General features: G+C 67.2%; 27 protein-coding genes. 12 read left to right on the top strand and 15 right to left on the bottom strand.

Annotated features, from left to right (window positions below):
* Window positions 1-76 precede the first annotated feature (76 nt).
* Window positions 77-916 (top strand): SDR family NAD(P)-dependent oxidoreductase, encoded by an 840-nt coding sequence (locus C795_RS0103765; protein ID WP_017792426.1) that lies wholly within the window; start codon window positions 77-79, stop codon window positions 914-916.
* Window positions 917-925: 9 nt separating this feature from the next.
* On the opposite strand, the gene C795_RS0103760 is transcribed toward C795_RS0103765, so the two are convergent.
* Together C795_RS0103760 and C795_RS0103755 are read right to left on the bottom strand one after the other, a co-directional pair.
* Window positions 926-2,107: a 4-hydroxybenzoate 3-monooxygenase gene (locus tag C795_RS0103760; protein WP_017792425.1), complete on the bottom strand. Its 1,182-nt coding sequence runs from the start codon at window positions 2,105-2,107 to the stop codon at window positions 926-928.
* A gap of 111 nt (window positions 2,108-2,218) precedes the next feature.
* Entirely contained in the window at window positions 2,219-2,971 is a 753-nt protein-coding gene (locus C795_RS0103755; protein WP_033349040.1) for an IclR family transcriptional regulator, read from the bottom strand.
* A 125-nt stretch (window positions 2,972-3,096) separates the two neighbouring features.
* Here C795_RS0103755 and arsB point away from each other — a divergent pair, with 125 nt between their 5' ends.
* The 4 genes from arsB (at window position 3,097) to C795_RS0103735 (ending at window position 6,245) form a co-directional block, all read left to right on the top strand.
* Complete coding sequence (gene arsB, locus C795_RS0103750; protein WP_017792423.1) at window positions 3,097-4,191, top strand: ACR3 family arsenite efflux transporter; 1,095 nt, start codon at window positions 3,097-3,099, stop codon at window positions 4,189-4,191.
* On the top strand, window positions 4,188-4,586 hold the full coding sequence (locus C795_RS17660) for an ArsR/SmtB family transcription factor (RefSeq protein ID WP_017792422.1): 399 nt from the start codon (window positions 4,188-4,190) through the stop codon (window positions 4,584-4,586). Before arsB ends, C795_RS17660 begins: the two co-directional genes overlap by 4 nt.
* Entirely contained in the window at window positions 4,583-4,990 is a 408-nt protein-coding gene (locus tag C795_RS0103740; RefSeq protein ID WP_017792421.1) for an arsenate reductase ArsC, read from the top strand. Before C795_RS17660 ends, C795_RS0103740 begins: the two co-directional genes overlap by 4 nt.
* Before the next feature lie 100 nt (window positions 4,991-5,090).
* Window positions 5,091-6,245 (top strand): FUSC family protein, encoded by a 1,155-nt coding sequence (locus tag C795_RS0103735; protein ID WP_017792420.1) that lies wholly within the window; start codon window positions 5,091-5,093, stop codon window positions 6,243-6,245.
* Window positions 6,246-6,248: 3 nt separating this feature from the next.
* Here C795_RS0103735 and C795_RS0103730 read toward each other — a convergent pair whose 3' ends face one another.
* The 6 genes from C795_RS0103730 to C795_RS0103705 form a co-directional block, all read right to left on the bottom strand.
* Window positions 6,249-6,749 carry a glutathione peroxidase gene (locus tag C795_RS0103730; protein WP_017792419.1) on the bottom strand — a complete coding sequence of 167 codons (501 nt, stop codon included), beginning with the start codon at window positions 6,747-6,749 and terminating at the stop codon, window positions 6,249-6,251.
* Between the two features lie 20 nt (window positions 6,750-6,769).
* Window positions 6,770-7,411 carry an MBL fold metallo-hydrolase gene (locus C795_RS15095; RefSeq protein ID WP_017792418.1) on the bottom strand — a complete coding sequence of 214 codons (642 nt, stop codon included), beginning with the start codon at window positions 7,409-7,411 and terminating at the stop codon, window positions 6,770-6,772.
* A gap of 30 nt (window positions 7,412-7,441) precedes the next feature.
* Window positions 7,442-8,455, bottom strand: a complete 1,014-nt coding sequence (locus C795_RS0103720) for an aldo/keto reductase family protein (RefSeq protein ID WP_017792417.1) — start codon at window positions 8,453-8,455, stop codon at window positions 7,442-7,444.
* Window positions 8,456-8,587: 132 nt separating this feature from the next.
* Complete coding sequence (gene ddaH / locus C795_RS0103715; protein WP_017792416.1) at window positions 8,588-9,358, bottom strand: dimethylargininase; 771 nt, start codon at window positions 9,356-9,358, stop codon at window positions 8,588-8,590.
* 134 nt (window positions 9,359-9,492) lie between these two features.
* Complete coding sequence (locus C795_RS0103710) at window positions 9,493-10,836, bottom strand: MFS transporter (protein ID WP_017792415.1); 1,344 nt, start codon at window positions 10,834-10,836, stop codon at window positions 9,493-9,495.
* Window positions 10,833-12,200 carry a GH1 family beta-glucosidase gene (locus C795_RS0103705; protein ID WP_232225422.1) on the bottom strand — a complete coding sequence of 456 codons (1,368 nt, stop codon included), beginning with the start codon at window positions 12,198-12,200 and terminating at the stop codon, window positions 10,833-10,835. The genes C795_RS0103710 and C795_RS0103705 overlap by 4 nt, the downstream gene beginning before the upstream one ends.
* Window positions 12,201-12,405: 205 nt before the next feature.
* Between C795_RS0103705 and C795_RS15090 the strand changes: the two genes are divergently transcribed.
* Window positions 12,406-14,574 (top strand): ATP-dependent Clp protease ATP-binding subunit, encoded by a 2,169-nt coding sequence (locus C795_RS15090; protein ID WP_017792413.1) that lies wholly within the window; start codon window positions 12,406-12,408, stop codon window positions 14,572-14,574.
* 93 nt (window positions 14,575-14,667) lie between these two features.
* Here C795_RS15090 and C795_RS15085 read toward each other — a convergent pair whose 3' ends face one another.
* A complete protein-coding gene (locus tag C795_RS15085; protein WP_017792412.1) occupies window positions 14,668-15,228 on the bottom strand; it encodes an NAD(P)-dependent oxidoreductase in 561 nt (186 codons plus the stop codon).
* A gap of 23 nt (window positions 15,229-15,251) precedes the next feature.
* Between C795_RS15085 and C795_RS0103690 the strand changes: the two genes are divergently transcribed.
* The 3 genes from C795_RS0103690 to C795_RS0103680 are packed head-to-tail and all read left to right on the top strand — an operon-like array spanning window position 15,252 to window position 17,934.
* On the top strand, window positions 15,252-16,220 hold the full coding sequence (locus tag C795_RS0103690; protein WP_017792411.1) for a class III extradiol dioxygenase subunit beta: 969 nt from the start codon (window positions 15,252-15,254) through the stop codon (window positions 16,218-16,220).
* Window positions 16,221-16,235: 15 nt separating this feature from the next.
* The gene (locus C795_RS0103685) at window positions 16,236-17,201 is read left to right on the top strand and encodes a Gfo/Idh/MocA family oxidoreductase (protein ID WP_017792410.1); all 966 of its coding nucleotides are present in this window, start codon (window positions 16,236-16,238) and stop codon (window positions 17,199-17,201) included.
* 25 nt (window positions 17,202-17,226) lie between these two features.
* Entirely contained in the window at window positions 17,227-17,934 is a 708-nt protein-coding gene (locus C795_RS0103680) for a substrate-binding domain-containing protein (protein WP_017792409.1), read from the top strand.
* A 64-nt stretch (window positions 17,935-17,998) separates the two neighbouring features.
* Here C795_RS0103680 and C795_RS0103675 read toward each other — a convergent pair whose 3' ends face one another.
* On the bottom strand, window positions 17,999-18,298 hold the full coding sequence (locus C795_RS0103675) for a substrate-binding domain-containing protein (protein WP_269569944.1): 300 nt from the start codon (window positions 18,296-18,298) through the stop codon (window positions 17,999-18,001).
* Window positions 18,299-18,346: 48 nt separating this feature from the next.
* The gene (locus tag C795_RS0103670) at window positions 18,347-19,270 is read right to left on the bottom strand and encodes an aldose epimerase family protein (protein ID WP_017792407.1); all 924 of its coding nucleotides are present in this window, start codon (window positions 19,268-19,270) and stop codon (window positions 18,347-18,349) included.
* Between the two features lie 228 nt (window positions 19,271-19,498).
* Between C795_RS0103670 and C795_RS0103665 the strand changes: the two genes are divergently transcribed.
* Both C795_RS0103665 and C795_RS0103660 read left to right on the top strand, forming a co-directional pair.
* Window positions 19,499-20,395 (top strand): glycerophosphodiester phosphodiesterase, encoded by an 897-nt coding sequence (locus C795_RS0103665; RefSeq protein ID WP_017792406.1) that lies wholly within the window; start codon window positions 19,499-19,501, stop codon window positions 20,393-20,395.
* A 32-nt stretch (window positions 20,396-20,427) separates the two neighbouring features.
* The gene (locus tag C795_RS0103660) at window positions 20,428-21,150 is read left to right on the top strand and encodes a TrmH family RNA methyltransferase (protein WP_017792405.1); all 723 of its coding nucleotides are present in this window, start codon (window positions 20,428-20,430) and stop codon (window positions 21,148-21,150) included.
* 72 nt (window positions 21,151-21,222) lie between these two features.
* Here the strand turns inward: C795_RS0103660 and C795_RS0103655 are convergent, their stop codons facing one another.
* Both C795_RS0103655 and C795_RS0103650 read right to left on the bottom strand, forming a co-directional pair.
* Complete coding sequence (locus C795_RS0103655) at window positions 21,223-22,086, bottom strand: ABC transporter permease (protein ID WP_017792404.1); 864 nt, start codon at window positions 22,084-22,086, stop codon at window positions 21,223-21,225.
* Window positions 22,083-23,087: an ABC transporter ATP-binding protein gene (locus tag C795_RS0103650; RefSeq protein WP_017792403.1), complete on the bottom strand. Its 1,005-nt coding sequence runs from the start codon at window positions 23,085-23,087 to the stop codon at window positions 22,083-22,085. The genes C795_RS0103655 and C795_RS0103650 overlap by 4 nt, the downstream gene beginning before the upstream one ends.
* 274 nt (window positions 23,088-23,361) lie before the next feature.
* Here C795_RS0103650 and C795_RS0103645 point away from each other — a divergent pair, with 274 nt between their 5' ends.
* Complete coding sequence (locus C795_RS0103645; RefSeq protein ID WP_017792402.1) at window positions 23,362-23,772, top strand: hypothetical protein; 411 nt, start codon at window positions 23,362-23,364, stop codon at window positions 23,770-23,772.
* 126 nt (window positions 23,773-23,898) lie between these two features.
* Here the strand turns inward: C795_RS0103645 and solA are convergent, their stop codons facing one another.
* Window positions 23,899-25,071 carry an N-methyl-L-tryptophan oxidase gene (gene solA / locus C795_RS0103640; protein WP_017792401.1) on the bottom strand — a complete coding sequence of 391 codons (1,173 nt, stop codon included), beginning with the start codon at window positions 25,069-25,071 and terminating at the stop codon, window positions 23,899-23,901.
* A gap of 47 nt (window positions 25,072-25,118) precedes the next feature.
* The gene (locus C795_RS0103635) at window positions 25,119-26,252 is read right to left on the bottom strand and encodes a tyramine oxidase subunit B (RefSeq protein ID WP_017792400.1); all 1,134 of its coding nucleotides are present in this window, start codon (window positions 26,250-26,252) and stop codon (window positions 25,119-25,121) included.
* Window positions 26,253-26,290: the final 38 nt, after the last annotated feature.

The following is a 26,290-nucleotide window of genomic DNA, read 5'->3' as shown; positions in this document are numbered from 1 at the left end:
CCGTGTTCACCCCGAGATGGCGGCGACGGTGTTATGTTCGGCGTGACACGGTCAGTATCCGGCGAACGGAGCAGCAATGAAGCTAGCAGGTACCAGCGCAGTCGTCACGGGGGCCGCATCAGGACTCGGCGCGGCAGTGAGCTCCGCACTCGCTGCCCGCGGCGTACACGTGCTCGGCATTGATCTTGAGGTGAGCATCGAGCGCGCCCGCGGGCAGGGCGCGAGCTCCGGATCCCGGGTCGAAGTTGCCCGCCCGGGAGGCGCGCCAGCGGGGAGCGTAGGCCTGGTCGCGGCCGACGTCACTTCGGCCGAAGAAGTGGCCGCCGCGCTCGCCACCCTCGACCCCGAGCAGCCCCTGCGGGTCGCGGTGAACTGCGCCGGGATCGCGCCGGCGAACCGCATTCTGGGGCGCGACGGCCCCCACGACCTCGACCTGTTTCGGCGCATCGTTGACGTAAACCTCGTGGGTACGTTCAATGTACTGCGGCTCGCATCCGAGGTGATGGCGCAGCAAGCGCCCGCGAACGGGGCGGAGCTGGACTCCGAGGGGAACCGCGACGAGCAGCGCGGCGTGATCATCAACACCGCATCGATCGCGGCCTACGAGGGGCAGATCGGCCAGGCCGCCTATGCCGCATCGAAGGGCGCGATCGTGTCCCTCACGCTGACCGCGGCGCGAGACCTTGCACGCCACGGGATCCGAGTGAACACGATCGCGCCGGGCGTCGTCAAGACCCCAATGCTCGCGAGCCTGGGCGAGGAAGTGGGTGAGGCGCTCGCCGCAGAGGTGCCATTTCCCCCGCGGCTCGCGCGCCCCACCGAGTTCGCCCGGCTCGTCACCATGATCGTCGACCACGACTATCTCAACGGCGAGACCATTCGCATGGACGGTGCGCTGCGCATGGGGCCGCGGTAGCCGCGCTGCCTACAGCGAGGTCTGCATCGGCCATCCCGTGTAGGCCTCGGCGAGGTAGCGCTGCCCCGCCTCGGAATCGACTACCGAGCGCAGCTCACCCAGCTGTCGCAGGCGATCGAACTCGCCGGCCTCGGGGGAGAGATGCAGCATGCTCGTCATCCACCACGAGAAGTGCTGCGCCTTCCAGATGCGTCGCAGCGCGGCCTCAGCGTACGCGTCAATGCCTGCCGAGCTGCCGCGCAGCAGCAGGTCCTGTAGCGCCTCATTCAGCAGCAGGACGTCGGCGATCGCGAGGTTCATGCCCTTCGCGCCGGTGGGGGGAACGGTGTGTGCGGCATCACCGACGAGCACGACGCTGCCGTGGCGCAGCTCAGCGGCCACGTAGCTGCGGAAGCGCAGCACATCGCGCTGGAAGATGGGCCCCTCGATGAGCTCCGTGCCGGGGACTCGCGCCTGCAGTGTGTCCCACAACTCGGCCTCACTCTGGGCGTTCACGTCGGTGTTGGGATCGCACTGGAAGTACATGCGCTGTACGGTCTCCGAACGCTGACTGATGAGCGCGAAGCCGTTCTCGGAGTTCGAGTAGATTAACTCCGGCGCGCTCGGGGCGGCCTCAGTCAGGATGCCGTACCAGGCAAAGGGGTACTCGCGGAAGTAGCCCTGGGTGTTGTCGGTCTTGATGGCCTTGCGCACCGCGCTGTGGGACCCGTCGGCACCCACGACAAAGTCGGCGATGATTTCGATGGGGCTGCCGTCGGCGTTCGTGCCGCGCACGCCGGGGGTGGCGGTGTCTTCACCAAATACGCCGTCGACCGTGACGCCGAAGCGCAGGTCCTGCCCGCCCGCGAGGCGGGCGGCAATGAGATCCTTCAGTGCCTCGTGCTGGGGGTACAGCCAGACGCTGCGGCCCGCGAGCTTCTGAAAGTCGATGCGGTGAGATTCGCCGCCGAACTTCAGCTCGATGCCGTCGTGGCGGTGGCCGAGACTACGTGCGCGGCTGCCGGGAATCCGGTCGAGGAGCTCGACGGTGCCCTGCTCGAGGATGCCCGCGCGAATGGTCGCCTCGATCTCCTCGCGGCTACGGCGGTCGAGCACGATCGACTCGATGCCGGCCTCGGCGAGCAGGTGGGATAGGGCTAGGCCTGCGGGGCCGGCGCCTACGATGGCAACTCGGGTGCGTACAACAGTCACGGTGTCTCCTTCGACCTCTGGAATCTACTTCAGTAAGTGTCGAGGAAAGAGCCGCCGCGTGTGAGGAATTCCCATTGAATGGGAACTGGTGCAAGAAGAGGCTGCGGGAAACTAGGAGCGAGCGGCCCGCAGATCGGCCTCGATCCGCTGCGATGCCTCACGCAGCACGGGGATCGCGCGATCCGGATAGCTCTCACGCGGCAGCACCGCAGAAAGCGCCGCAATCACGCGGCCGGCCTCGCGAATGGGCACCGCGACGCCCGTCGATACCGCCTCGATCGAGGCGGGTGCGGCGGCGAAGCCCGTGCGCTTGATGCGGGCGAGCTCGATCCGGAGCCGGGCGGGGTCGGTGATGGTGGCCGGGCCCACCGCGGTCAGCGGGCCAGCGAGCACCGGATTGCGGATATCTGCCTCCGCGTACGCGAGGAGCACCAGCCCGGCGGAGGAGGCGTGCAGCGGGAGCCTGCCCGCGACGCGTGCGATGTTGGCGCCGGCGTCGGGGTGGGAGAGCCGCTCAAGAAACAGCGCCTCGCCCCGCTCGAGCACCGCGAGCTGGGTGTGCTGCCGCAGCACGGCCTGAGCCCGCTCCATGTGTGGCAGCGCGGCCTGCCGCAGCCTGAGCGCGGTGGACCCTCGCAGTGCGAGTTCCCAGAGTCGCATGCCGAGGCGCGCGTTGTGATCCTCATCGAATTCGAGCAGCCCCTCGTCGGCGAGCTGGTCGACGATGCGGTGCACGGTGGATGAGGGGAGGCCGGCCCGGCGCCCGATCTCACTCGTCGACTGCACGGTGCGATCGGCCTCGAAGGTCTCGAGCACGCGCACCACGCGCGCGATCATTGAGTCGCCACTGCGCGAATTTGCCATGTAAACAGCATGCCAGCAGATCGATGTCGTGCGAGAACGCCGCTTCGCGAGCATTCGCACCAGTTTGCAACTTGAATCGAACTTGATCAATATAGATACATGTCGATTCAAGAGGGCGGCGTCGAATGAACACCAGCGCCGTCATTTCACGCGTAGCGCCCAAGCGCATGTCCACGCTCGACAAGTGGCTGGCGGTGTGGATCGGCCTCGCGATGGTCGCCGGGCTGCTGCTCGGCCGGTTCATCCCGGGGCTCTCGGAGCTCCTCACCCGACTCGAGATCGGCGGCATCTCGGTGCCGATCGCGCTGGGGCTCCTCGTGATGATGTACCCCGTGCTCGCGAAGGTGCGCTACGACAAGGTCGCTACCGTAACCGGGGACAAGAAGCTGCTCGTCTCGTCGCTCGTGCTGAACTGGCTCGTCGGCCCGGCGCTCATGTTCACGCTTGCCTGGATCTTCCTCGCCGACCTACCCGAGTATCGCACCGGCGTCATCATCGTGGGCCTCGCCCGCTGCATCGCGATGATCGTGATCTGGAACGACCTCGCGTGCGGCGACGGCGAGGCCACCGCCGTGCTCATCGCCGTGAACTCAGTGTTTCAAGTGGTCATGTTTTCCGTGCTGGGCTGGTTCTACCTCACGGTGCTGCCCGGCTGGCTTGGCCTTGACTCGCAGGGCCTTGATGTTTCCGTCTGGCAGATTGCGCTCAACGTCATCGTGTTCCTCGGGGTGCCGCTGGCGGCGGGGTTCGCCTCGCGCTGGATCGGTGAGAGGCGCCGCGGCCGCGAATGGTACGAAGCGAAGTTCCTCCCTACGATCGGGCCCTGGGCCCTCTATGGCCTGCTGTTTACGATCGTGCTGCTCTTCGCGTTCCAGGGTGACGCCATCACCTCGAACCCGCTCGATGTCGCGCGCATCGCGGTACCGCTGCTCGCCTACTTCACCATCATGTGGCTCGTGGGCATGCTCGTCGGCAAATCGATTGGGCTCGGGTACGCCCGCACCACGTCGCTCGCATTCACCGCGGCGGGCAATAACTTCGAGCTTGCGATCGCGGTCACCATCGGCACTTTCGGGGCGACCTCGGGCCAGGCGCTTGCGGGCGTCGTCGGCCCGCTGATCGAGGTGCCCGTGCTGGTCGGCCTCGTCTACGTCTCGTTGTGGATGGCGCGATCCTGGTTCAAGACCGATCCTTACGCGCGCGAAATGAGCGTGGCGTGACCGCGGTGCCCCCGGCGCGTCTCGACGGGGATCCGGGGCCGGATCCGGTGGCTTGCGTGCCCAGCACGGACCACACGCTCAGTACCGAGGCGGCGACTGCCTGGGCGGCCGCGCTGAAGGCCCTGGCTGAGCCGCTTCGGCTGCGCATGCTCTCGGCGCTCGCGGCTGACCCACGCGGGGAGTCCTGTGTCTGCGATCTCGCGGCACTCGCCGACGTGTCGCAGCCGACGGTGTCGCACCATCTCAAGGTGCTGAAGGACGCCGGCATCCTCGCGTCGGAACGTCGCGGCACGTGGGTGTGGTACCGCATCATCCCCGCCCGCAGAAGCGCCGTCACGACGCTTCTGGGGACGCTCGAAAGTATCTTTGACCCTCACGAAAGCTCTGGAACATGACCGACATCACACCATCCGTACTGTTCGTCTGCGTGCACAACGCGGGCCGCTCCCAGATGGCCGCGGGGTACCTGCGGCATCTGGCAGGGGGTCGGATCGAGGTGCGGTCAGCCGGTTCGATGCCAGCTGACCAGATCAACCCCGCCGCCGTCGCGGCCATGCGTGAAGAGGGCATCGACATCGCTGCGGAGCAGCCGAAGGTGCTCACGACCGAGGCGGTGCAGGCATCTGACGTGGTCATCACAATGGGCTGCGGCGATACCTGCCCGTTCTATCCGGGCAAGCGCTACGAGGACTGGGTGCTCGAAGACCCCGCCGGGCAGGGCATCGAGGCGGTGCGGCCGATCCGCGACGACATTCGGCGCCGCATCGAATTGCTCATCGCCGATCTGCTCTCGCCCTAACCGCCTGCGCTTCGGCGCGACACGGGGACGTCGTCGGCCGCACGAATTGATACCGTTGATGCGCGGGATCCCGCGACCTACTACGACGAGGGATGACGCAGTGCGCCACGGGGAGAACGATCGGCCGGACGGGCCATCTGGAGCAGGCGCACACGAACCCGGCGGGCACGAATCGAACCCGCCCACCGGCCTAATCACCGCCTCGCGACGCGCGGCCAAGAGCCTCTTCGCGCTGCCGCCCGGCCCCGGGCCCCGCGGCTGGATCGCCTTTCGCGCCGCCATCTCGATCGGGGTGCCGTTCGCAGCGCTCACGATTGCGGGCCACGAGATGCTCGGCCTGCAGATGGCCACGGGCGCGTTCACCTCGCTCTACTCCACCCACCTCCGTGCCGGCGAGCGCGCCCGGGTGCTGCCGTTCGTCGGTCTGTACCTCATCGTGTGCGCGGCGCTCGGCACACTACTCGCACCTTCGACCGTGTGGCTCCTCGTGGGGCTCGTGGTCGTCGCGACGGTCTCGAGCGCGCTCGCGTTCGCATTCCGCCTCGGCGCCCCCGGCCCCGTGTTCCTCGTGCTGATGTACGGCCTCGCGGGCAGCATCACGGGCGTCGACCACTCAGCGGGCGGGGCGGCGACAGGCGCACGGCACAACGATCCGGGCCTCTTCCTGCTGGCCCTCACGTGCGGAGTCGCGTTCTCGTGCCTCGTGGCCTGCATGCCGCTGCTGCGCCGCAGCGAGCGAGCGCGCCCCACACGGCCCCTGCGCGAGGTCCTGCCGGGCCCGTGGCTGGGCCCGGGGGAGCGGCTCCTCACGATCCGGATCATCATTGCCGCCATCCTCGGCACCGTGATTACCGCGGCTTTTCTTGACCCGCATCGCGCGTACTGGACGGTCTGCGCGTCGATCGCAGTGGTGGGTCTCAGCGCCGTGCGCAGCTATTCGATTGGGCGCGGGTTGCACCGCACGGTGGGCACGCTGCTCGGGGCGGGGCTCTACCTCGCCATTGCGCCGTTCGCGACGAACCCGCTGGTACTCGTGCTGATGCTCGCAGTGTTGCAGTTCGCGATTGAGTTCGTGGTCGTGCGCAACTATGCACTCGCGCTCATGTTCATTACCCCGCTCGTGCTGCTGCTCACGGGAGCGGCAGTGGCTGGCGGTGACCACGTGACGACCGCGGGCGAACGGGTCGTCGATACCGTGATCGGCTCGGCGATCGCCATCTTGACCGCGGCGCTGCACGGGCACCGCCGGCGCTAGCGGCTACGCCGCGAGCGCTGCCTCGATCGCGGCGCGCAGTGCCGGATCGTCGGGCTCAGTGCTTGACCGGAACCGCACGATCTGGGGTGCGCCGCCAGTGGCGGGGTCACGGCTGACGATGAACTTTTCGAAGTTCCAACGCACTGATCCGGCCCTGCCCGATGGATCTTTGGCGCGCCGCAGCTCCTTGAACAGCGGTGCTGAGCCCGGGCCGTTCACCTTGCCCTTGGCGAGCAGTGGGAAATCGACGCCGTAGGTGAGCGAGCAGAATTCGGCGATCTCCTCGTTGGTGCCCGGCTCCTGGAAGAGGAACTGGTTGCAGGGCATCCCGATGACCGCGAGTCCCAGCGGTGCGAATTCCCGGTGTAATTCCTCGAGGCCCGCGTACTGCGGGGTGAACCCGCACTTCGAGGCGACGTTGACGACGAGCGCGGCCCCGGGAGCGAGCTCCCCAAATCGTGTGGTGCCGTCGTCGGGCAATTGAACCTCTATGTCACGCAGCATGCTGACCTCCTAGGGCTACGCTACTCGCCTTCGGCAGTGGCGTACATCCCGATGCCCGGGCCGACCGCGCTGGTCAGCAGATTCCAGCTGAGTGCCCGGCCGCTTTCATTGAGGAACCCATCGTGAATGGGGAATATGCGTGCCGGGGCGACGGCCTGCACAAAATCGACGGTCTTGCGTAGGCTGCTCCAGGGCGCTTGGAGCGGCACCGCGAGCACGTCGATGCCCGGCGGAATCGTCTCGTAGCTGTCGCCCGGGTGGAACAGTCGCTTCCCGTCTGTGTCTGTGACGACGAAGCCCGAGTTGGCGCAGCGGGGGATTGAAGGCAGGATCTCCTGATGGGTGGTGCCGACCGATTCGATGTGCAGGTCGCCGAGCTGGGTGGATGCGCCCGGGGAGACCGGGCGGACGCGGTCACCACTGAGGCCGAGCAATTCGATTACGGCGGCAGGGGCGAACACGGGCGCCGTCGGATTCGCCTCGAGCAGGGCACCGATCCGGGCCGCATCACAGTGATCGGGGTGCTCGTGGGTGATCAGGATGGCATCGAGTTCGGTGATCCCAAAGACGTGATCTTCGCAGAATGATCCAGGGTCGATGAGCAGCCGTGTGCTGCCTGTCTCGAGCAGTAGCGCCGACTGGCCGTACCGAGTGATGCGCATTGTTGGTCGCTCCTTTGCAGTGGGTCGAAGTTACACGGGCCGACGCGGCGGCGAGGACGAGTATGTTGCCTCGGGATCGCGGTACACGGCACCGCCGAGCGCTGCATCGATCGCCTGCATCGTGTCGGCATCGAGCCTCACTCCGGAGGCCTTGACGGTGTCGGCGAGCTGTTCAGGGCGAGAGGCACCCACCAGCGCGGCGGCGATGTTGGGGTGCTGCAAGACCCACGCGATCGCGAGCTGCGGCATCGTGAGCCCGGCCTCTGCCGCGATGGGCACGAGCCGTTGCACAGCCTCGAGGATGTCGTCGCTCATCAGCCGTTTGATGTTTTGGGCGCCGCTCTTGTCGTCCGTGGCCCGTGAGCCCGGAGGCAGCGGCTGACCGGGCAGATATTTGCCCGAGAGCACGCCCTGCGCCATGGGCGACCACACGATCTGCGAGACGCCGAGCTCCTCTGAAGCCGGCACGACCTTGCCCTCGATGACGCGATACAGCATGGAGTACTGCGGCTGATTCGACACGAGTTGAATGCCGAGCTGTTGGGCGAGGGCGTGGCCTTCACGCAACTGTTCGGCCGTCCACTCCGAAACGCCAATGTAGAGCGCCTTGCCCTGACGCACGACGTCGGCGAACGCCTGCATCGTCTCCTCGAGCGGCGTCTCGTGGTCGTAGCGGTGCGCCTGATAGAGATCGACATAGTCGGTGCCCAGGCGCTCGAGCGAGCCATTGATGGCTTCGAAAATATGCTTGCGGCTGAGCCCCATGTCGTTGGGGCCCTTCGGGCCGGTCGGCCAGAAGACCTTGGTGAAGATCTCGAGGCCCGCGCGACGCTGCCCCTTGAGGGCTCGGCCGAGCACCGCCTCAGCTGCCGTGTTCGCGTACACGTCGGCGGTGTCGAACGACGTGATCCCAACATCGAGCGCGGCGTGCACCGTCTTCAGCGCCGCGTCGTCTGCGACCTGAGAGGCATGAGTGATCCAGTTACCGTACGTGATCTCTGAGACCTTGAAACCGCTGTTGCCGAGAAAGCGATAGTTCACCATGTGCCCCACTGTAGGGGCGTGCGGGCGCCTTGGATAGGGGCTGCCCACAAACGACTTTGGCCTTGTGGCAGGTTCTCAGGTGAGAAACCGCCACAAGGCCAAAGTCGATCGCGGGCGCATGGCCCGCAGGGATTACATCAGGTCGCGCACCCGCACCGACAGGCAGGTGGGGCAGCCCTCGAGCTTCTCGTACTCGCCGATTTCCACGGTCGAGACCGTGTATCCGAGCTCGCGCAGCATCTCGGCGGTCTTGGGGGCCGACGCCGAAATGATGAGCTCGTTGTCGCCGAGGATCACGACGGCGGTGCCGTGGGGCTCGGGCACTGGCAGGAACCGGTCGAAGATCGCCGGGTTGTCGACGAACTCGGGGTAGCCGATGACGGTGCCGTCGGGCAGCGCCGTTACCGCGGTCTTCAGGTGCAGCACCTTCGTGACGGGCACGGCGACAACCGTTGCGCCGAGCGGGGTGAGGTGGCGGCGCAGCTGCGCGATGCCCTCACCGTTCGTACGGCCGCCGCGGCCGACGTAGACCGTGTCGCCGACCTTGAGCACGTCGCCACCGTCAAGGGTGCCGGGCTCGCGAATCTCGGCGATCGCGCAGCCGAGCTCCTCAAGCGCCTTGCGGGTGCCGTCGGTCTCGGGCTTGCGACTGTCGGCACCGGGGCGGCTGATGACGGCAACGTTCTTGTACATCACGACGGTGTCTTCGATGAACACCGAGTCGGGGCAGTCGTCGGCCTGCTCGACCTCGATGGTCTGCCAACCGTGTGCCTGCAGTGCCGAGACGTAGCCGCGCCACTCCTCGCGTGCACGGTCGATGTCGACCGTGACCTTCTCAATGTGGTCGACGATTCCATCGTCGAGCTTCGAGCTGGGCTGGCGTACGAGGGCGATCTTCGACATAGTTCCGTGCTTTCGGTAGGACTGCTGATCTAACGTAGTAAGCGTACCCGCTGGGCCGTGAACCCGGCAGACGGAGGGAGCGCAACGATGCTCGCGCATCATCCGACTAGAGACCGGCGAACGGCGCTGGCGAACTAGCGCGTAGCCGGATCCGGAACCGCGGCCCCCGCCCGCGTCTCCCGTGCGAGCGCCGTGAGGCCTGCACCCACGAGGGACAGCAGCGTTGCACCGAGAAACAGCAGCCAGAAGCCGCCCACGAGCGCGACGAGGCCCGCGCCGATCACGGGGCCGAGGAGCTGGCCGAGTGCCGCGGTGACGTTGACAACGCTCAGATCGCGGGCGTTGTCGCGCGAGCTCGGCAGTAGGTCGGTTGCGAACGCGAGGCCCACGGTCGAGAACCCGCCGTAGCCGACACCCATGAAGGCCGCCGCGATCATCGTCACCTCGAACGTCGGTGAGACGAGAATTACAATGCCCGCGGTCGCCTGGATAACGGCGCACGCAACGGTGAGGCGGCGGCGGCGGCCGATCCGGTCTGAGACGACGCCCACGCCGATCGATGCGAGCACCACGAACACGGTGTAGACGACGATGAGGAGCAGCAGGTTTCCCTCAGCCGTCGCGTGTGGTTGCCCGATGCCGTAGAGCAGAAAGAACAGCAGCAGCGCGGTACCGAGGGCGTTTCCGATGTTGACGATGAGCCGGCCGATCAGCATCCAGCGAAAGTCGCGATCGGCGAGCGAATCAAGCAGGCTGCGGTTGGTGGCGATTGGGGCAACTGGATCCGGATCCAGGGGATCGAGCGCGTGCCTAGGGGCAGAAGTGCCGGTGGCCGAGGTGCCCGGAAGGGCCAGGGGGGCCGGATCCGGCAAGAGCAGCGCCGTCGCCGTACCCACGACCGCGATCGCGACGGCGAGTACGAGATAGCCGGAGACTACGCCGAGCCCGAGGAGCACGATGGCGCCCACGCCGAGCACGATACCGACCGCCTGCGAGGAGCCAACGGCCGAGGACGCAGCTCCACGCTGCGCGGCGGGCAGCTGGTCGGCGATCATTGCGGTGAATGCGGCCGATGCCGTCGCGAGGCCGATCGAGACTCCTACCCAGGAAGCGCCCACGAGCCAGGGGCCCTGGCTCATGCCAGTCAGCACCAGGCAAGCGGCGGCGAGCCAGATTCCGCCGAGCGCCCAGGGGCGACGTCGAGTGCCGGGTCGTGTCGACATGCCGCGGTCGGACAGCGCTCCCGCCACCGGGCCCGCGATCACTCCGGCGAGCCCGCCCACGCCCAGCACGATGCCCGAGGACACGACGCCCGAGACCCAGCCCGCCGCGCTATCGGGGGTGTCGAGCTGGAGCGGCAACAGGAGCTGCAGCGGGGTAAGCTGCGCCGTCCAAATCACGAGCCAGGCGAGCGTGAAGAGCGTGAACCACCAACCTCCTACTCGGTTCCGCGTGCTGCGAGTGGCCCCGCCGGTCATGTGCGTGACCGCTCGATGACCCCGCACAGCCAGTCGAACGATACCTTGGGCGTGCGTTCGCCGGTCTCGTAGTCGACGTGCGTGAGGCCGAAGCGTTGCGTGTATCCCGCAGCCCATTCGAAGTTGTCGATGAGTGACCACACGGTGTATTCCTCGACGTTGACCCCGGCCGCGATCGCATTGGCGACGGCCTGAATGTGGCCCGCGAGGTAGCTGATGCGGTTCGTATCGTCGATCTTTGCGGCGCGATCCGGTTCGGGGAATGAGGCCCCGTTCTCGGCGATGATGATGGGCGGCAGGGCATCGCCGTAGTCGTCACGCAGGCCAGTGAGCATGGCCGTGAGCGCTTCGGGCACGATGGGCCACATCTCCCCGAAGCCGGTCGTCTCGGCGCCCGGAGTGGGCACGAGGTCGAAGGGCAGCGGGCTGCCTTCAGGGGCCGCGGCCACGGTCGTGGGGTTGTAATAGTTCACGCCGTAGAAGTCGGGGCCAGCGCTGATGAGCTCCATATCGCCGGGCTGCGTGGGCATCTCCGGTAGCCCGAGGGCCGCGAGCTCGGGGTACTGCCCGGTCAGTACCGGATCGGCAAACACCCGGTTGTGGATCATGTTGTAGGCACCCGCGGCCATCATGTCTTCGGGGGAGTCTGACTGGGGGCGCACGAGCGTGTGATTGTTGGTGAGGCCCACCTGCTCTGCGCCCGCCTCGCGCAGCACCCGCATCGCGAGCCCATGGGCGAGTAGCTGGTGGTGGGCGGCGGGGAGCGCCCCGAACAGCTCCTGCCTTGCCGGGGCGAGGGTGCCGATCGCGTAGCCCTCGAGCGCGGTCATGGCTGGCTCGTTGATCGTGTACCAGTGCTTGACCCGGTCACCCAGGTGGCCCGAGATGGCGGCCGCGTATTCCTCCAGTCGGTAAGCGGTGTCGCGGTTCAACCAGCCGCCCGCAGCCTCGAGTGGGCTCGGTAGGTCCCAGTGGTAGAGGGTGGGAAACGGGGTGACGCCGGCTTCAATGAGCGCGTCGACGAGCCGGGAGTAATAGTCGAGTCCCTGCCGGTTGACGGTACCCGAACCGTCGGGAACGATGCGTGCCCACGAGATGCCAAAGCGGTAACGGTCCAGGCCGAGCCGCTTGGCCAGGTCAACGTCCTCGTGAAAGCGGTGGTAGCTGCCCGGGCCCGGGTCGGCGGTCGCGCCGTCAATGACGGCGCCCGGTGTGTCCACGAAGTCGTCCCAGATGGTGCGTCCGCGGCCGCCCTGGTCGCGGGCCCCTTCGATCTGAAAGGCGGCGGTGGCCGCTGACCAGCGGATTCCGTGCGGAATGCGGGGCTGTGTGCCGGGCGAAATGTCGGTCGAGTGGTCGGTCACGAGTGTCCCTCCGAGATGCCGGTGCTCGTCGTTGAGCACCTCCGCGCGAGGCGTGAATTGAGTGTATCCCTACTGGTGTAAATCGGTAAGAGGATGTAAACTTGAGTCAAGAACACTCAAGTTTGCTGGACGACAAAGTGACTCACCGAGTATTCGGGGTCGCAATGCGTCGCCCAGCGTCTGATGGACGAGAAGGGACTCCCACATGCAAGCAAACTGGCAGCCAGCCGAGGGCGAGGGTGGCGAGAGCGCACTCGAGCAGTTCGGCATCAACCTCACCGAGGTGGCCCGCTCGGGCAAACTCGACCCCGTGATCGGCCGCGACGCAGAGATTCGACGCGTGAGCCAGGTGCTCACCCGCCGCACTAAGAACAACCCGGTGCTGATTGGCGAGCCCGGTGTCGGCAAGACGGCCGTCGTAGAAGGCCTCGCCCAGCGCATCGTTGCGGGCGACGTCGCCGAGTCGCTGCGCGACAAGGAACTGATCTCCCTCGACATTTCGGCACTCATCGCGGGCGCAAAGTACCGCGGCGAGTTCGAAGAGCGCATGAAGGCGGTGCTCGCCGAGATTAAGGAATCCGACGGCAAATACATCACCTTCATCGACGAGCTGCACACGCTCATGGGCGCGGGCGGCGGCGAAAGTTCGGTGGCCGCATCGCAGATGCTCAAGCCGATGCTTGCACGTGGCGAGCTGCGACTCATCGGGGCCACCACGCTCGACGAGTACCGCGAGTACATCGAGAAGGATGCGGCGCTCGAGCGGCGTTTCCAGCAGGTGTACGTCGGCGAGCCCTCAGTCGAGGACACGATCGCGATTCTGCGCGGGCTCAAGGAGCGGTACGAGGCGCACCACAAAGTGACGATCGCTGACTCCGCGCTCGTCGCGGCCGCTGCGCTGTCTGACCGGTACATTCAGTCTCGCCAGCTGCCTGACAAGGCCATCGACCTGATCGACGAGGCCGCGAGTCGGCTGCGCATGGAAATCGACTCGGCCCCCGTCGAGATCGACGAGCTGCGTCGCGCCGTCGACCGGTTGAAGCTCGAAGAGCTCGCGCTGAAGAAGGAGAAGGACGAGGCCTCGAAGGAGCGTCTCGCGAAGCTGCGCGAGGACCTGGCTGAAAAGAACGAGGTGCTGAGCGGGCTCGAGGCGCGATGGGAGCGCGAGCGCGCTTCCCTGAATCGGGTGGGTGCGCTGCGCGAGAAGCTCGACCAGCTGCGTATGGAGGCCGACCTCGCCCAGCGCGACGGCCAGCTCGAGAAAGCCTCGAAGCTGCTCTACGGCGAGATTCCAGTCATTCAGAAGCAGCTCGCCGAGGCCGAAAGTGCCGAGGCGGCCGGATCCGGATCCGATGGGTCGAGCGGCGACGAGCCGCGCATGGTCAGTGATCAGGTGACCGACGAGGAGATCGCGGGCGTCGTGGCGGCTTGGACGGGCATTCCCGTCGGGCGTCTGATGCAGGGCGAGACCGAGAAGCTGCTGTCGCTCGAGCGTGAGCTGGGCAAGCGGCTGATCGGTCAGGCTGACGCGGTCGAGGCTGTGTCTGACGCGGTGCGTCGCACGCGCGCCGGCATTGCCGACCCCAACCGGCCCACCGGATCGTTCCTGTTCCTCGGGCCCACCGGCGTCGGTAAGACCGAGCTCGCGAAGGCGCTCGCCGAGTTTCTCTTCGATGATGAGCACGCCATGGTGCGTATCGACATGTCGGAGTACGGCGAGAAGCACTCGGTGTCTCGGCTTGTCGGCGCGCCTCCCGGGTACGTCGGCTACGAGCAGGGCGGCCAGCTCACCGAGGCTGTGCGGCGTCGGCCGTACTCGGTCGTGCTGCTCGACGAGGTCGAGAAGGCGCACCCCGAGGTGTTCGACGTGCTGCTGCAGGTGCTCGACGACGGCCGGCTCACCGACGGCCAGGGTCGCACGGTCGACTTCAGAAACGTGATTCTGATTCTGACCTCGAATCTAGGCTCGCAATACCTGATCGACCCCGACCTGACGTGGGGCGAGAAGGAGGGCGCGGTGCGCGAGACCGTGCGTCGCGCGTTCAAGCCCGAGTTCATCAACCGGCTCGACGAGATGGTGATCTTCCACCCGCTGTCGATCGAAAACCTCGCGCAGATCGTCGAGCTCTCGATCGACCGCATGCAGACCCGTCTTGCAGACCGGCGCCTCACGATCGAAGTCACTCCGGCCGCGCGGGCCTGGCTCGCGACGGCCGGCTACGACCCGGTCTACGGTGCACGGCCGCTGCGTCGACTCATGCAGAAGCAGATCGACGACCAGCTCGCGAGGGCGATCCTCTCGGGCACTGTGCGCGACGGATCGACGGTGCGGGTCGACGTTGCCCCCGATGGTGAGGGGCTCGTGGTCGAGTAGTCGACGGCTGACGTTCCGGATCAAGGGGCCTGGGCCACACTGTGGCCCGGGCTCCTTGGCCTGCCTGGCCCTGTGCAGCAGGGGAACGACATGTTACGGAGTCGGTCTGCTTTCGGGACTCTCGGCCTCTTTGGCACTGAGAAGCTCAGCAAACCATTGACCTGCCGCGTCGGCGACCCAGTGGGGCTTGCCGAGTGCGGCGAGGTAGTCGCCCGCGTCGGCGACCTCGTGGGCGCGGCGACCCGCGTGCTGCCGTGATCCGGACTCGAGGCGATCGATGAGCGCGCCAGCGTCGCCAGAGAGCTCTGCGATGATCTGGCCGCGCAGCCAGTCTTCGCAGCCCGCGGCCCGTGCACCCTCGAGGCTCTCGATCACGGTCGTGGCGAGGCCCTTCATGAACACGCTGCGCAGCAGCTTGCGGGCCGCGGCGTCGCCCGCGTCACCCGGGATCGCCTCAACCACGGCCCCGGACGCGGCGAGCAGATCCCGTGCTTGCTCGGCGCCGGGGCCGCTCGTCATAAGCGGGGTGCGCACGCCCGAACGGGGAACGGGGGCAAGCACCGCGACGTCGGCAAAGCGCACGCCGTGCGCCTCGCCGTCGGAGGCGAGCTCGGCCTTGAGGGTAGGGGAAGCCGTATTGAGGTCGGCAAACACCGCGCCCGCGCCTCGACGGCTGGATGCCCCCCGCCAAGGGTGAGAAGGCCGAGGTGTTTCGCAAGAATGCGCCCGCCCAGTACACCTCGGCGCTGTTTACGTCGCACGTCCCCGCCATCGGCGCAGCCATGGATCTCGGCAAGACCGAAGAGCCCTACTGGAAGAAGGTGTTCTCGGGCTACGAGTGGACCCGCCAGTGGGCGAAGGAAAACAAGCCCGACGTCGTCATCCTCGTGTACAACGATCACGCTACGGCGTTTGACTCCTCCATCATTCCGACCTTCGTCCTCGGCACGGGGGCGGAGTACCCCGTCGCCGACGAGGGCTACGGCCCCCGCCCGGTGCCCGACGTCAAGGGCTACCCCGAGCTTGCCGCGCACATCGCGCAGTCGGTGATCCAGGACGACTTCGACCTCACTCTCGTCAACGAGATGGTCGTGGACCACGGGCTCACCGTGCCGCTCTCACTCGTCTACGGTGAACTCGACCCTGAGGATGAGTGGCCCGTCAAGGTTATTCCGCTCGCCGTCAACGTCGTGCAGTACCCGGTGCCCTCGGGCCGCCGCTGCTACGAGTTGGGCAAGGCCCTGCGCCGCGCGCTCGACAAGTGGGACGGCCCTGAGCTCAACGTGCAGATCTGGGGCACGGGCGGCATGAGCCACCAGCTGCAGGGCCCGCGCGCCGGCCTCATCAACGAGGAGTGGGACAATGCGTTCCTGGATCACCTCATCGCTGATCCGCTGGGGCTCACCGATTGGGATCACATGGAGTACGTCGATGAGGCGGGCTCCGAGGGCATCGAGCTCGTGGACTGGCTGATCGCCCGCGGGGCGATGGACGACCAGTTCCAGGGTGACGCACCCTCGGTTGACCACCGGTTCTACCATGTGCCCGCCTCGAACACCGCCGTCGGCCACCTGGTGATGTCGAACCCCGGTGCGCCGAAAAATGCGCCCGCGAACACTGCCGCGAACACCCCCGACCAGAACTAGTACGAGGAGACACGAATGGTGAATAACAAGGTTCGCATCGCGGTCGTGGGCGCCACCGGCGCGTTCGGCATGAAGCACCTCGATGGTCTGGCGAACATCCCCGACGCCGAGGTGACGGTCGTGGCCGGCACTCGCGCCGAAGCCACGCAGGCGGTTGCCGACAAGCACGGCGTGCCCAACGCCGTGGTCGGCCTCGAAGCAGTGCTCGAGCGCGACGACGTCGACGCCGTCATCCTCGCAACACCGACGCAGCAGCACGCCGCGCAGACGCGGGCGGTCCTCGCAGCGGGCAAGCACGTGCAGGTGGAGATCCCGCTCGCTGATTCGTTCGCCGACGCGCAGGAAACCCTCGCGGCAGCCGAGGCGGCTGAGGCCGAGGGACTCGTTTCGATGGTCGGCCACACACGCCGCTTCAACCCCTCGCACCAGCTTGTGCGCAGCAAAATCGACGCGGGCGAGCTCAACGTGCAGCAGATGGATGCGCAGACGTACTTCTTCCGCCGCAGCAACACGAACGCAAAGGGCGAGCCGCGCTCCTGGACCGACCACCTGCTGTGGCACCACGCAGCCCACACGGTCGACCTGTTCGCCTACCAGGCGGGCAAGATCGTGCAGGCCAACGCCATCCAGGGGCCCATTCACCCCGAGCTCGGCATCGCGATGGACATGTCGATCCAGCTCAAGAGCGAGACGGGTGCCATCTGCACCCTGTCGCTGTCGTTCAATAACAATGGGCCGTTCGGCACGTTCTTCCGCTACATCGGCGACACCGAGACGTACATTGCGCGCTACGACGACCTCTTCAATGGCCGCGATGAGCCCATCGATGTATCGAACGTTGCGGTCAGTATGAACGGCATCGAGCTGCAGGATCGCGAGTTTGTGAGCGCGATCCGCGAGGGGCGCGAGCCGAATTCGTCGCTCTGTCAGGTGATGGATTGCTACCGCGTGCTGGGCGAACTTCAGGAGCAGCTGGCGTGACCCTGCAGCAGCAGGCGGCGCGGGCGTGAAAGCCCTCTCGTCGATGGCGACGCGCCACGTGCTCGCCGACCTGGGTGAGTTGGCGCTCGCCGCGGGGCACCCGCCGATCGAGATCGAATCGGTCGGCGGAGTCGACGCGGCGACGCGAGTGGCTGCGGGTGAGCGGGTCGATCTCGTGTTCCTCGCGCTCGGCGCGCTGCAGAAGCTTGCGGCCGACGGTCACGTGGACCCCGCGACCGTCACGCCGCTGCTGGGGTCGCAGGTGGCCGTGGCCGTGCCGACCGACGGCGTCGATGCCGCGGCATGGGACGGCGGGGCCGCATTTGCGGGGCCGGATCAGCTGCAAGCTGCGCTGCTGAGCGCGGCCAATGTCGGGTACTCCACGGGTCCGAGCGGCACCGCCCTGCTTCGTCAGATCAGCGGTTGGGGGCTAGACGCCGCCCTGGCAGGCCGACTCGTGCAAGCGCGGCCGGGCATTCCTGTTGCGCGGTTGCTCGCGGAGCGCGAGGTGAGCCTCGGGTTCCAACAGCTCAGTGAACTCGTGGGGCAGCCCGGCATCCGCATCCTCGGCGTCATGCCGTTGGGGTGCGAGATTGACACCGTCTTCGCGGGGGCTGTTGCCGCGTGCGCGACCGACCCGTCCCGCGCCAGCGAGGTGCTCTCGCTGTACGCGTCTAAGGCTGCGACGAGCCGGATCGAGCAGCACAGCTTCACGCCACTCTGGGCCTCCTAGGCCCACGATTCGTTCGCTCAGATGCCCTAGGTTGGACGGTTTAGAACGCTCTAAACCGTCCAACCTAGGGCATCTGTGTGTTGACAGTGGAATGGGTGCCAGTCGTTAGCCCCGCGGCGCGGCCCAGCTCCTCGAACGGCTGCTTCACCGTGGTGAGCGCGGGGGAGGCGTAGGCCGAGAGCGGGATCCCGTCGACGCTCACGACCGACACGTCCTCGGGCACGCGCTTGCCCGCTTCGTGCAGGGCGCGCAGCACCCCAAACGCCATCTCGTCGCTCGACGCGAACACCGCAGTTGCGTCGGGGATCGCCGCGATCGTGCGGCTGGCGCGGTAGCCCGAATCCGGGGTCCGGTCGCCGGGGATGACGATCGGCCCGGATCCGCGCCCCCAGTCGCCTCGAACTTGCGAAAACTACAGCGCCGAAATGCGCCAGCCGACATCGTGACTAGCCCCGGGCTCGAGGGTTACGAGGCCCGTGTTGAACGGGTAGACGCCCGAATTAAACGCATCGGGGGCGCAGGTCATTGGCTCGACAGCGAGCGCCGCGCGATCGTTGGGGATGTTCTCGCCCAGGTCGCAGGTGTACACCTGCACCCAGGGGCAGCCGCGATCCCATGCAATCTCGACCCCGGTGCCCTCGGGGGCCCAGACGCGCGCCCGCGCGGAGCCCTGATCGGTCGAGTCACCGCCCTCCCACACGATGCCGGTAAAGGCGTGGTCGTGGCGCGCTTCGCCGATGGGACCGTCGAAGACCGCGCACGGGGCGAGACACTGCGGGATCAGGCGGTCCGGCACGACCTCGAGCCGCTCTCGCACCGCGAGTTCGAGGCGCCACGTGTCGACGGGCCCGGGCCCCGCGGTGAGGTAGGGGTGGGTGGCCGCGCCATAGGGTGCCGGATCGGGCGACAGATTCTCGGCCGTGAGGCCGTAGCCCAGGCCAGTGTCGACGAGCGCGAAGTGTGCGGTGAACTGCAGCCGCCACGGGTAGCCCGCGGTGGGCTCGAGCGTGGCAGTGAGCTTCAGCGCGTCGGCGGTGTGCGGTTCGGCGAGCGCGAAGGTGAGATTGTGGACGAGCCCGTGGATCGCGTGATGGCGGCCCTGCTCGTTGATGGGGAGCTCGCGCACCTCGCCAGCGAAGAGGTAGCGGCCGTCGACCACCCGGTTGGGCCACGGGGCGAGCAGCGCCCCCGCGAATCCGGGGGCGTGGGGAGAGTCGGCCGGGGCAATGAGATCGCGGCCCGCGTGGGTGAGTCTTGAAAGGGTGGCCCCAGCGAGGAGGATCTCGGCCGCGTAGGAGCCGTGGGTGAGGCGGAAGCTGTGCTGCTCGTGGATCACGGGGGACTCCTTGCGTCGCTGCGGGGTGGTGTGAAGCCCGGGGTGGGGTATGTGAGCCGGTTGCCCGGCACCCCGTTCCTCGTCTCGACTCTATGCGGGGTGTCGGGCGGCGTCTACGAGCCGCACGAATATGGGAGGCAGCGGCCCCGAAATTAATATCACAAAACGGTAACGAACTGAGTTATGCTTTCTGGCATCGCGTGATGGAGCGCGGTGAGAGGGGCGCACATGCACACCGATTCGTTGCGGCGGGTAACGCTACGCACGGCTTGTGTGGCGTGGGCACTCGTGACGCTGTTGGTCGTGTTGTTTGGTGCGACCCCGCACGCGGCCGCCGCGAGCACGATGCAACTGCACGGTGCCCTGCATCGCGAAGGATCCGTGAGTATCGTGTCGCACCGGGGGGCCGCGGCGCTCGCCCCAGAAAACACCCTTGCCGCCATGCGCATCGCCATCGAGCAGGGGGTCGACTTCGTCGAGACCGACCTGCAACTCACGAGCGACGGCGTGCCCATGCTGCTGCACGACCCGACGCTCGACCGCACCACAAATGGCAGCGGTCCGATCGCGACGCACACCTTCGACGAGGTGCGGGCCCTCGATGCGGGCGGCTGGTTCGACCCGGCCAACGCGGGGGAGAGGGTGCCCACGCTCGAGGAGTTTCTCGATGTACTCGAACCCGCAAACGTGCGCGCGCTCGTGGAGCTGAAGGGGGACTGGACCACCGAGCAGCTCTCGGACGTCGCTGACCTGTTGCAGTCGCGCTACATGGTCAACCGGGTCGCGCTGCAGTCCTTCGACGAAGAGACTCTGCGGGGGCTGCAACAGGTTGCGCCGCAGTTTGCGCGGGTCATGCTGACGCGCGAGTGGGATGCGCGCACAGTATCCCTCGCGCAGGAACTCGAGGTGTCGGCCGTCGGGGGTCGCCCGAAGCTCATTGATCGCAATCTGGACCTGCTCGCTGAACTCCGCGCCACCGGCATCGGTTCGCTCACCTACACCCTCAACAAGACGAAGCGGTGGGATCGCGCGATCGAGCGCGGCATCGATCTCATCGTGACCGACGACCCGGTCGAGCTGGGCGTGTGGCGGAGCGAGATCGAGGCGGCGGCAGCCGGCGCGTAGGTTGGGGGCGATAAGCCTGGGAGAATGGGCGGGTGACTCACGCCGAAGAACCCGCTGCGCAGCCTGCTGCACAGTCCTCAGAACAGCCCGCCTCGAACCCCGCAGCTTCGCTCGCGGACAACCCGCACCCCGAGCGCAGCACCTGGGGTGTCGGCCCGTGGCCCGGCGGCGAAGCGGAGTGGCCCACCGAGGAGTTCTACGACCGCGAGCTACTCGAGCACGGCGACTCCCGCAACGTCATCGACCGCTACCGCTACTGGACGATGGAGGCGATCATCGCCGACCTTGACGAGCAGCGCCACTCGTTTCACGTCGCGATCGAGAACTGGCAGCACGACATGAACATCGGCTCGATCGTGCGCAGCGCCAACGCGTTCGCCGCCGACACCGTGCATATCGTGGGTCGTCGCCGCTGGAACAAACGCGGCGCGATGGTCACCGACCGCTACCAGCACGTCGAGCACCGTGAGGACATCGCGGCGCTCGCCGCATGGGCACGCGAGGAGGGCATCCCGGTCATCGCGATCGACAACGTGCCCGGCTGCGTGCCCATGGAGACGTTTGACTGGCCCGAGCGCTGTGTCATGCTCTTCGGACAGGAGGGCCCCGGCCTCACCGACGAGGCGATTGCCGCAGCCGAGGCCGTCGTCGAGATCACGCAGTACGGCTCGACGCGCTCACTCAACGCGTCGGCCGCGGCTGCGGTCACGATGTACAGCTGGGTGCAGCAGCACTCGACGCTGCGCCCCCGCTAAATCGCGGGGACGCGCGCGCCCGAGCCTGCTCACGCCGCAGGGCATTGATCCGGATCGCGGCGCCCCGGCTCGCTACTCCACGTCGCCGCGCCAGCGCAGTGCCCAGCCGGCCGCGACCGCGACGAGGGCGTACGCGGCGAGCACCGCGAAGCCTGCCCAGATGCCGAGCGAGGCGGCGTCGCCGTCCGCGACCGAGGGGTCGACCGAGGACAGGCTGTTCATGACGCTCGCGCCCACGAAGGAGTCGCTCGCGGCTCCGGGGAGAAACTTGGCGACCTGCGCGCTCCAGTCCCAGAACTGCGCGCCCATGCGGGCGACGGGCTCGATGAACTGGGTGAACACCAGGGCGAGCACGATGGCGAACGCCTGATTCTTGACGAGCACGCCGACACCGAAACCGAGCACCGCCCACAGGCCGATTGCCACGACGACGCGGGCGATGAGCGCCCAGGTCTCACCCGAGCCGAGCATCGGATCGCCGCCCGTCGCGTTGAAAACGGGGAGCGCCGCCGCGATCGCGCCGATCACGCCCGCAACGCCGAGGCCGAGGCCGATCACGAACACGGTGATGGTCTTGCTCGTGAGTACGATGCCGCGCTTGGGTTCGAACAGGAACGCGAGGCCGAGCGTGCGGTGGCGCAGCTCGCCCGTGACCGCGAGCGCGCCGAACAGCAGTGGCACGACGTAGCCGAAGGTCGAGACCGAGGAGTACACGAGGTTCGCGATCGTCTGTGGCGGCATTGTGGGGGCAGCGGGGGGTGCCGCGCCAGCGGTGCCCGCACCCATTACAGCGTCGGGCACCGCCCCGAACATGAACACGAACACGGCCGCCATCATCGCTGAATAGGCGGCGATGACGAGCGCGAGGATCCACCACAGTTTCGTGGCGCGCACCTTGCGCAGTTCAGCCGACAGGCTGCGGGTCAGGCGGCTCATGCGGAGGCTCCTTCGGAAGTGGCGGGTGCAGACTGTGCGACCGACGTTGCGGCAGCTGGCGCGGGTTGATCGTCTCCCGTGAGTTCGAGGAAGCTGCGCTCGAGCTCGGTGCCCGGGGCGCTGAGGTGCGCGAGCGGCACACCCGTGGCAAAGGCGATCTCGCCCACCTGCTGCGGCTCGAGGCCGGTGACACTGAGCGGGGCCTGGGTCGCGGATTGCCCAGCCCCCGCGGCGTGCGCGCCGTGGGAAGCGGTGTCGATGACCTCACCGCCAGCCCGCCTGAGGGCTTCGGCGAGCCGCGTGTGGCCGGCCCGGGTGGTGGCCTCGGCGAGCACGGTGCGGGTGCCGCGCTGTAGCTCGGCGAGCGAGCCCGCAAATGCGAGCTCGCCGCGCCGGATCACGACGAGGTCGTCGACCGTGTGCTGTGCCTCGCTCAGGAGGTGCGACGACAGGAGCACGGTCTTGCCCTCGCTGGCGAGGTGGCGCAGGAAGAGACGAATCCAGCGAATCCCCTCGGGGTCGAGGCCGTTGATGGGCTCGTCGAGCACGAGCACGTCCGGGTCGCCCAGCAGTGCGGTGCCGAGGGCGAGGCGCTGGCGCATGCCGAGCGAGTAGCCGCCGGTCTTGCGGTCGGCGGCGTCGGTGAGTCCCACGAGGCCCAGCACCTCGTCGACGCGGGCCGGGCTGGCACCGATCGCGCGGCGTGCAATGTCGAGGTGCGCGCGGCCTGTGTGGGCGGCGTGGAAGTTGGCCGACAGTGAGGCGCCGACTGTAAGGGCGGGATGCTCGAGCTCGTCGTAGCGCTTGCCGCCGATTGTGGCGGTGCCGGCGTCGGGGCGGGCGAGGCCGAGCAGCATGCTCAACGTAGTGGTCTTGCCTGAGCCGTTGGGGCCGAGAAACCCGGTCACCCGGCCGGGCTGGGCCGTGAAGCTGAGGTTTTGCACCGCGTGCACGGTGCCGAATGTCTTGCTGAGGCCGGTGACCTCGATTGCGTGGGGCATGGCGTCTCCGTGGTTGATTAGTTGTATTAGAACTATAACAAACAGGTGTGGGGTGAAGTCAAGAGTCTCGCGCGTCATCGGTGACGCTTGGGCAGGATCGCTCAAGAAAGGCAGTAGGGTCTTGGCTATGACATGGCTGTTGTGCGCCAGAACCCACGCGGATGCTGCGACCCCTCGCAAGGGACTGAAGGCCCGGGCGCTTCGCGTGGGAGGTGCGGGCTTGGTCGCAGGTGGTCTACTTGTAGGGACCGTGGGCTGCGCTGTCGGACCGCCCGTGAACCTCGACGCCGAAGATCAGAAAGTGGCCGCGCTCGTGGAGGAGCTGCAGCCCGTGGCAGCCGCGCAACTCGAGACGCTCGGCAAGGAGTCGCTGGGCAGCATCGCCGGCTGGGCCAGCATTTACCAACCCCCTGGCGGGGAAGACACGTCAGTGGGGATTCTGTCGGGGTACGACCAGGGCCAGGAGTTCAGCGCCTGGGGAATGTGCACCGGAGTCGAGGGGACCCTTCCGGTAGAAATTGGGAACTTCGGGGCGTACGAGCTCGACTGCGCGCCAGCTGATGAAGGACTATCACTACAGCTGATCGCCGAAGATCTGGTGGTCGAGCGGGACACCATCGAGTTCACGGTCACGGGAGCGCCACGAGGTTCGGCATGGCACCTCGAAGCGGTCGATCGGGGCTAAAACAAAATATGCGCGAGAAGTTCCGCTTCTGAATCGATCTAAAGCGGAACTTCTCGCGCATTTCCTTGCACACGGAGGCCGGAGGCCGGAGGCCCGGAGCGGCCCTGAGGTTTGGGGTGCCAGCGCCTAGTGGCCGCCGCCCGTGTACGGGCCGAGCTCGGCGAGGCGCTCCATGTGTGAGGCCAGCGCGAAGCGCGGGTCCACCGTCGTCTCCTCGCCCGCGACTAGCTGTGCCGCCCACTCGCCGAGCTGCGGCACGAACTTGAAGCCGTGACCCGAGAGCCCCGCAATCGTCACGATGCGGCCCGAATCACCCCGGTCGACCACCGGCAGGCGGTCGGGGGTGTACGCGCAGTGGTGCACGCTCTCGCGCACCGGCTCAGGGTTGATGCCGTCAAAAAGCTCGGCGGCGCGCTGCCCGATCCTGATCAGCTGCTCGCGCGTGTGATGCTTCGGCACCTCAGAAACATCGCGGTAGACGGGCCAGTCGGGGTTCGTGCAGGCCTTGAACGCGTAGCCGTCGAAGCTCGGGGCCCCGAAAAAGTGCACCGATCCGACGTCGCGCAGAAACGCGGGGAACCGCTCGGGAACAAACATCTCGGGGCGCTCGGGCAGGAACCAGGTGAGGCCGAGCACCTGCAAGCGCAGCAGGTCGTTGAGCTCGGGCGACAGTCGGGTCGACCAGGATCCGGACGCGACGACGACCCGCTGGGCCAGCCAAGCACCCTGCGTCGTGCGCACGACCACACCGTTCGGGCGCTCCTCGACATCAATGACCGAGGTGTTGAAGAACAGCTTCGCGCCGTTCGCCTCGGCGACCGTCAGAGCGCTCATAATGGCGACCTCGGGGCGCAGGCCGCCGCCGTGCGCATCGAGGAGGCCCACCTCGCCGTCGTTGATGCGGTGCTGCGGGTACTCGCGGCGCAGCTCGGCGGTGTCGAGGATTCGGTGCTGCAGGTCAAACTCGCGCACGGTGCTGAGCGCACCCTCGAAATCGGGGAACCCCTCGGGGGCGATCGACAGGCAGCCGACTTCCTTGTAGATGTCGCGGCCCGAGTCGGCTTCGAGCTCGCGCCACAGTGAGCGAGAGCGCTGAATCAGGGGAACGTAGGTGCCGCCCTCGTGCACGGCCGTGCGAAATACGCGCGATTCGCCGGCGTACGAGCCGTGCGAGTGCACGCGGCCGTACTGCTCGATACCGACGACATCGAGGCCTTCGCGGTTGCTCAACTGCCACAGTGCCATCGAGCCGACGCTGCCCGCGCCGATGACGAGTACGTCGGTTTTCTGAAGTTCCATGGGGTTCGCTTTCAAAAGTGAGTTAGTGAGACGTGGAGGGGGGCGAGCTAGGCGAGCGCCGGGGTGTCCCAGAGATTGAGTGAAGTGCCAATGCCGCGCTCCAGGGCGTTGCGATAGACGTGCGTCGCCCATGCAACGTCCTCGACGGGCATGCCGCCGACCGAGAAGATGATGATCTCGTCGTCGTTCGTGCGGCCCACGCTCGAGCCGCCGATGATCTCCCCGAGATCCTCGAACTGTGCCCGGGTCATGCGGCCGTCGTTCACTCGGTCAACAAGGTGCATGCCCCAGATGCCCACGGTTTCGTGCACGGGGGCGGGGATCTCCTCGGCCCAGGCCTCGTAAATCTTGCGGGCGTCGGCGACGTGGCGGGCACGCATCACAAGCGACTCCTCGAGCGCCAGGTGCGCCGAGCAGCAGATGAAGGCGCCGGGCTTGACCCACTCGTCGGCGACGTAGGGGTAGTTCTCTGACCCCATCTTGCTCGGCACCGCGATGCTTACGATGTCTGAGTCGCGCACCGCCTGCTCCATGTCGGCGACCTGCTCGATCATTGTGATCTGCGGAAACTTCTCGCGCGCCCAGGTGATGAACGCATCAACCCCTGCTTGCCCGCGGCCCGCCACCTTGACGTGGTTGATCTGGGGGCGCACCGCCATGAACGCCTCGAGCGAGGTGCGGTTCATGGGGCCAGGGCCCACGATGCCCACGACCTGGGCGTCCTCGCGTGCAAGGAAGCGTGCGCCCACGCCGGGGATTGCGCCGGTGCGGTACGCGCTCAACAGATTGGCCGACATGATTGCGAGCGGGGCGCCCGTGTCCTTGTCGTTCAGCGTGAACATGAGGATCGACCGGGGCAGGCCGAGCTGCTTGTTCTCCACGTTCGAGCCGTACCATTTGCAGCCGGTCACCTGGTAGTCGCCGCCGAGATACGCGGGCATCGCCATGAAGCGGCGATCCGGGCCATCGACGGGCATGCCGGGGTGCGTTTCGGCCTCAGGAAAATACACCTGCGCGCCGTGCGCATTGTTCTCGGGGCCCGCCATGCGGTAGTCGCCGCGGGCGAAAAGGTCGAGCACGTCGGTCATGGCGTCGACGCACGCGGGCATGTCGGTGACGCCGGCACGAATCATGTCGGGCTCGTTGAGATAGATGAAATCGATCTTCGTGTCTGGCTGCATATCTGGCACGGCTGCGTGTCCCTTCGTGGCCCGCCCGG

The organism is Leucobacter salsicius M1-8 (genome assembly GCF_000350525.1).
Taxonomy (GTDB): Bacteria; Actinomycetota; Actinomycetes; order Actinomycetales; family Microbacteriaceae; genus Leucobacter; species Leucobacter salsicius.
The sequence above is the reverse complement of the archived record's forward strand: the minus strand, read 5'-3'. Positions and strand labels throughout refer to the sequence as shown.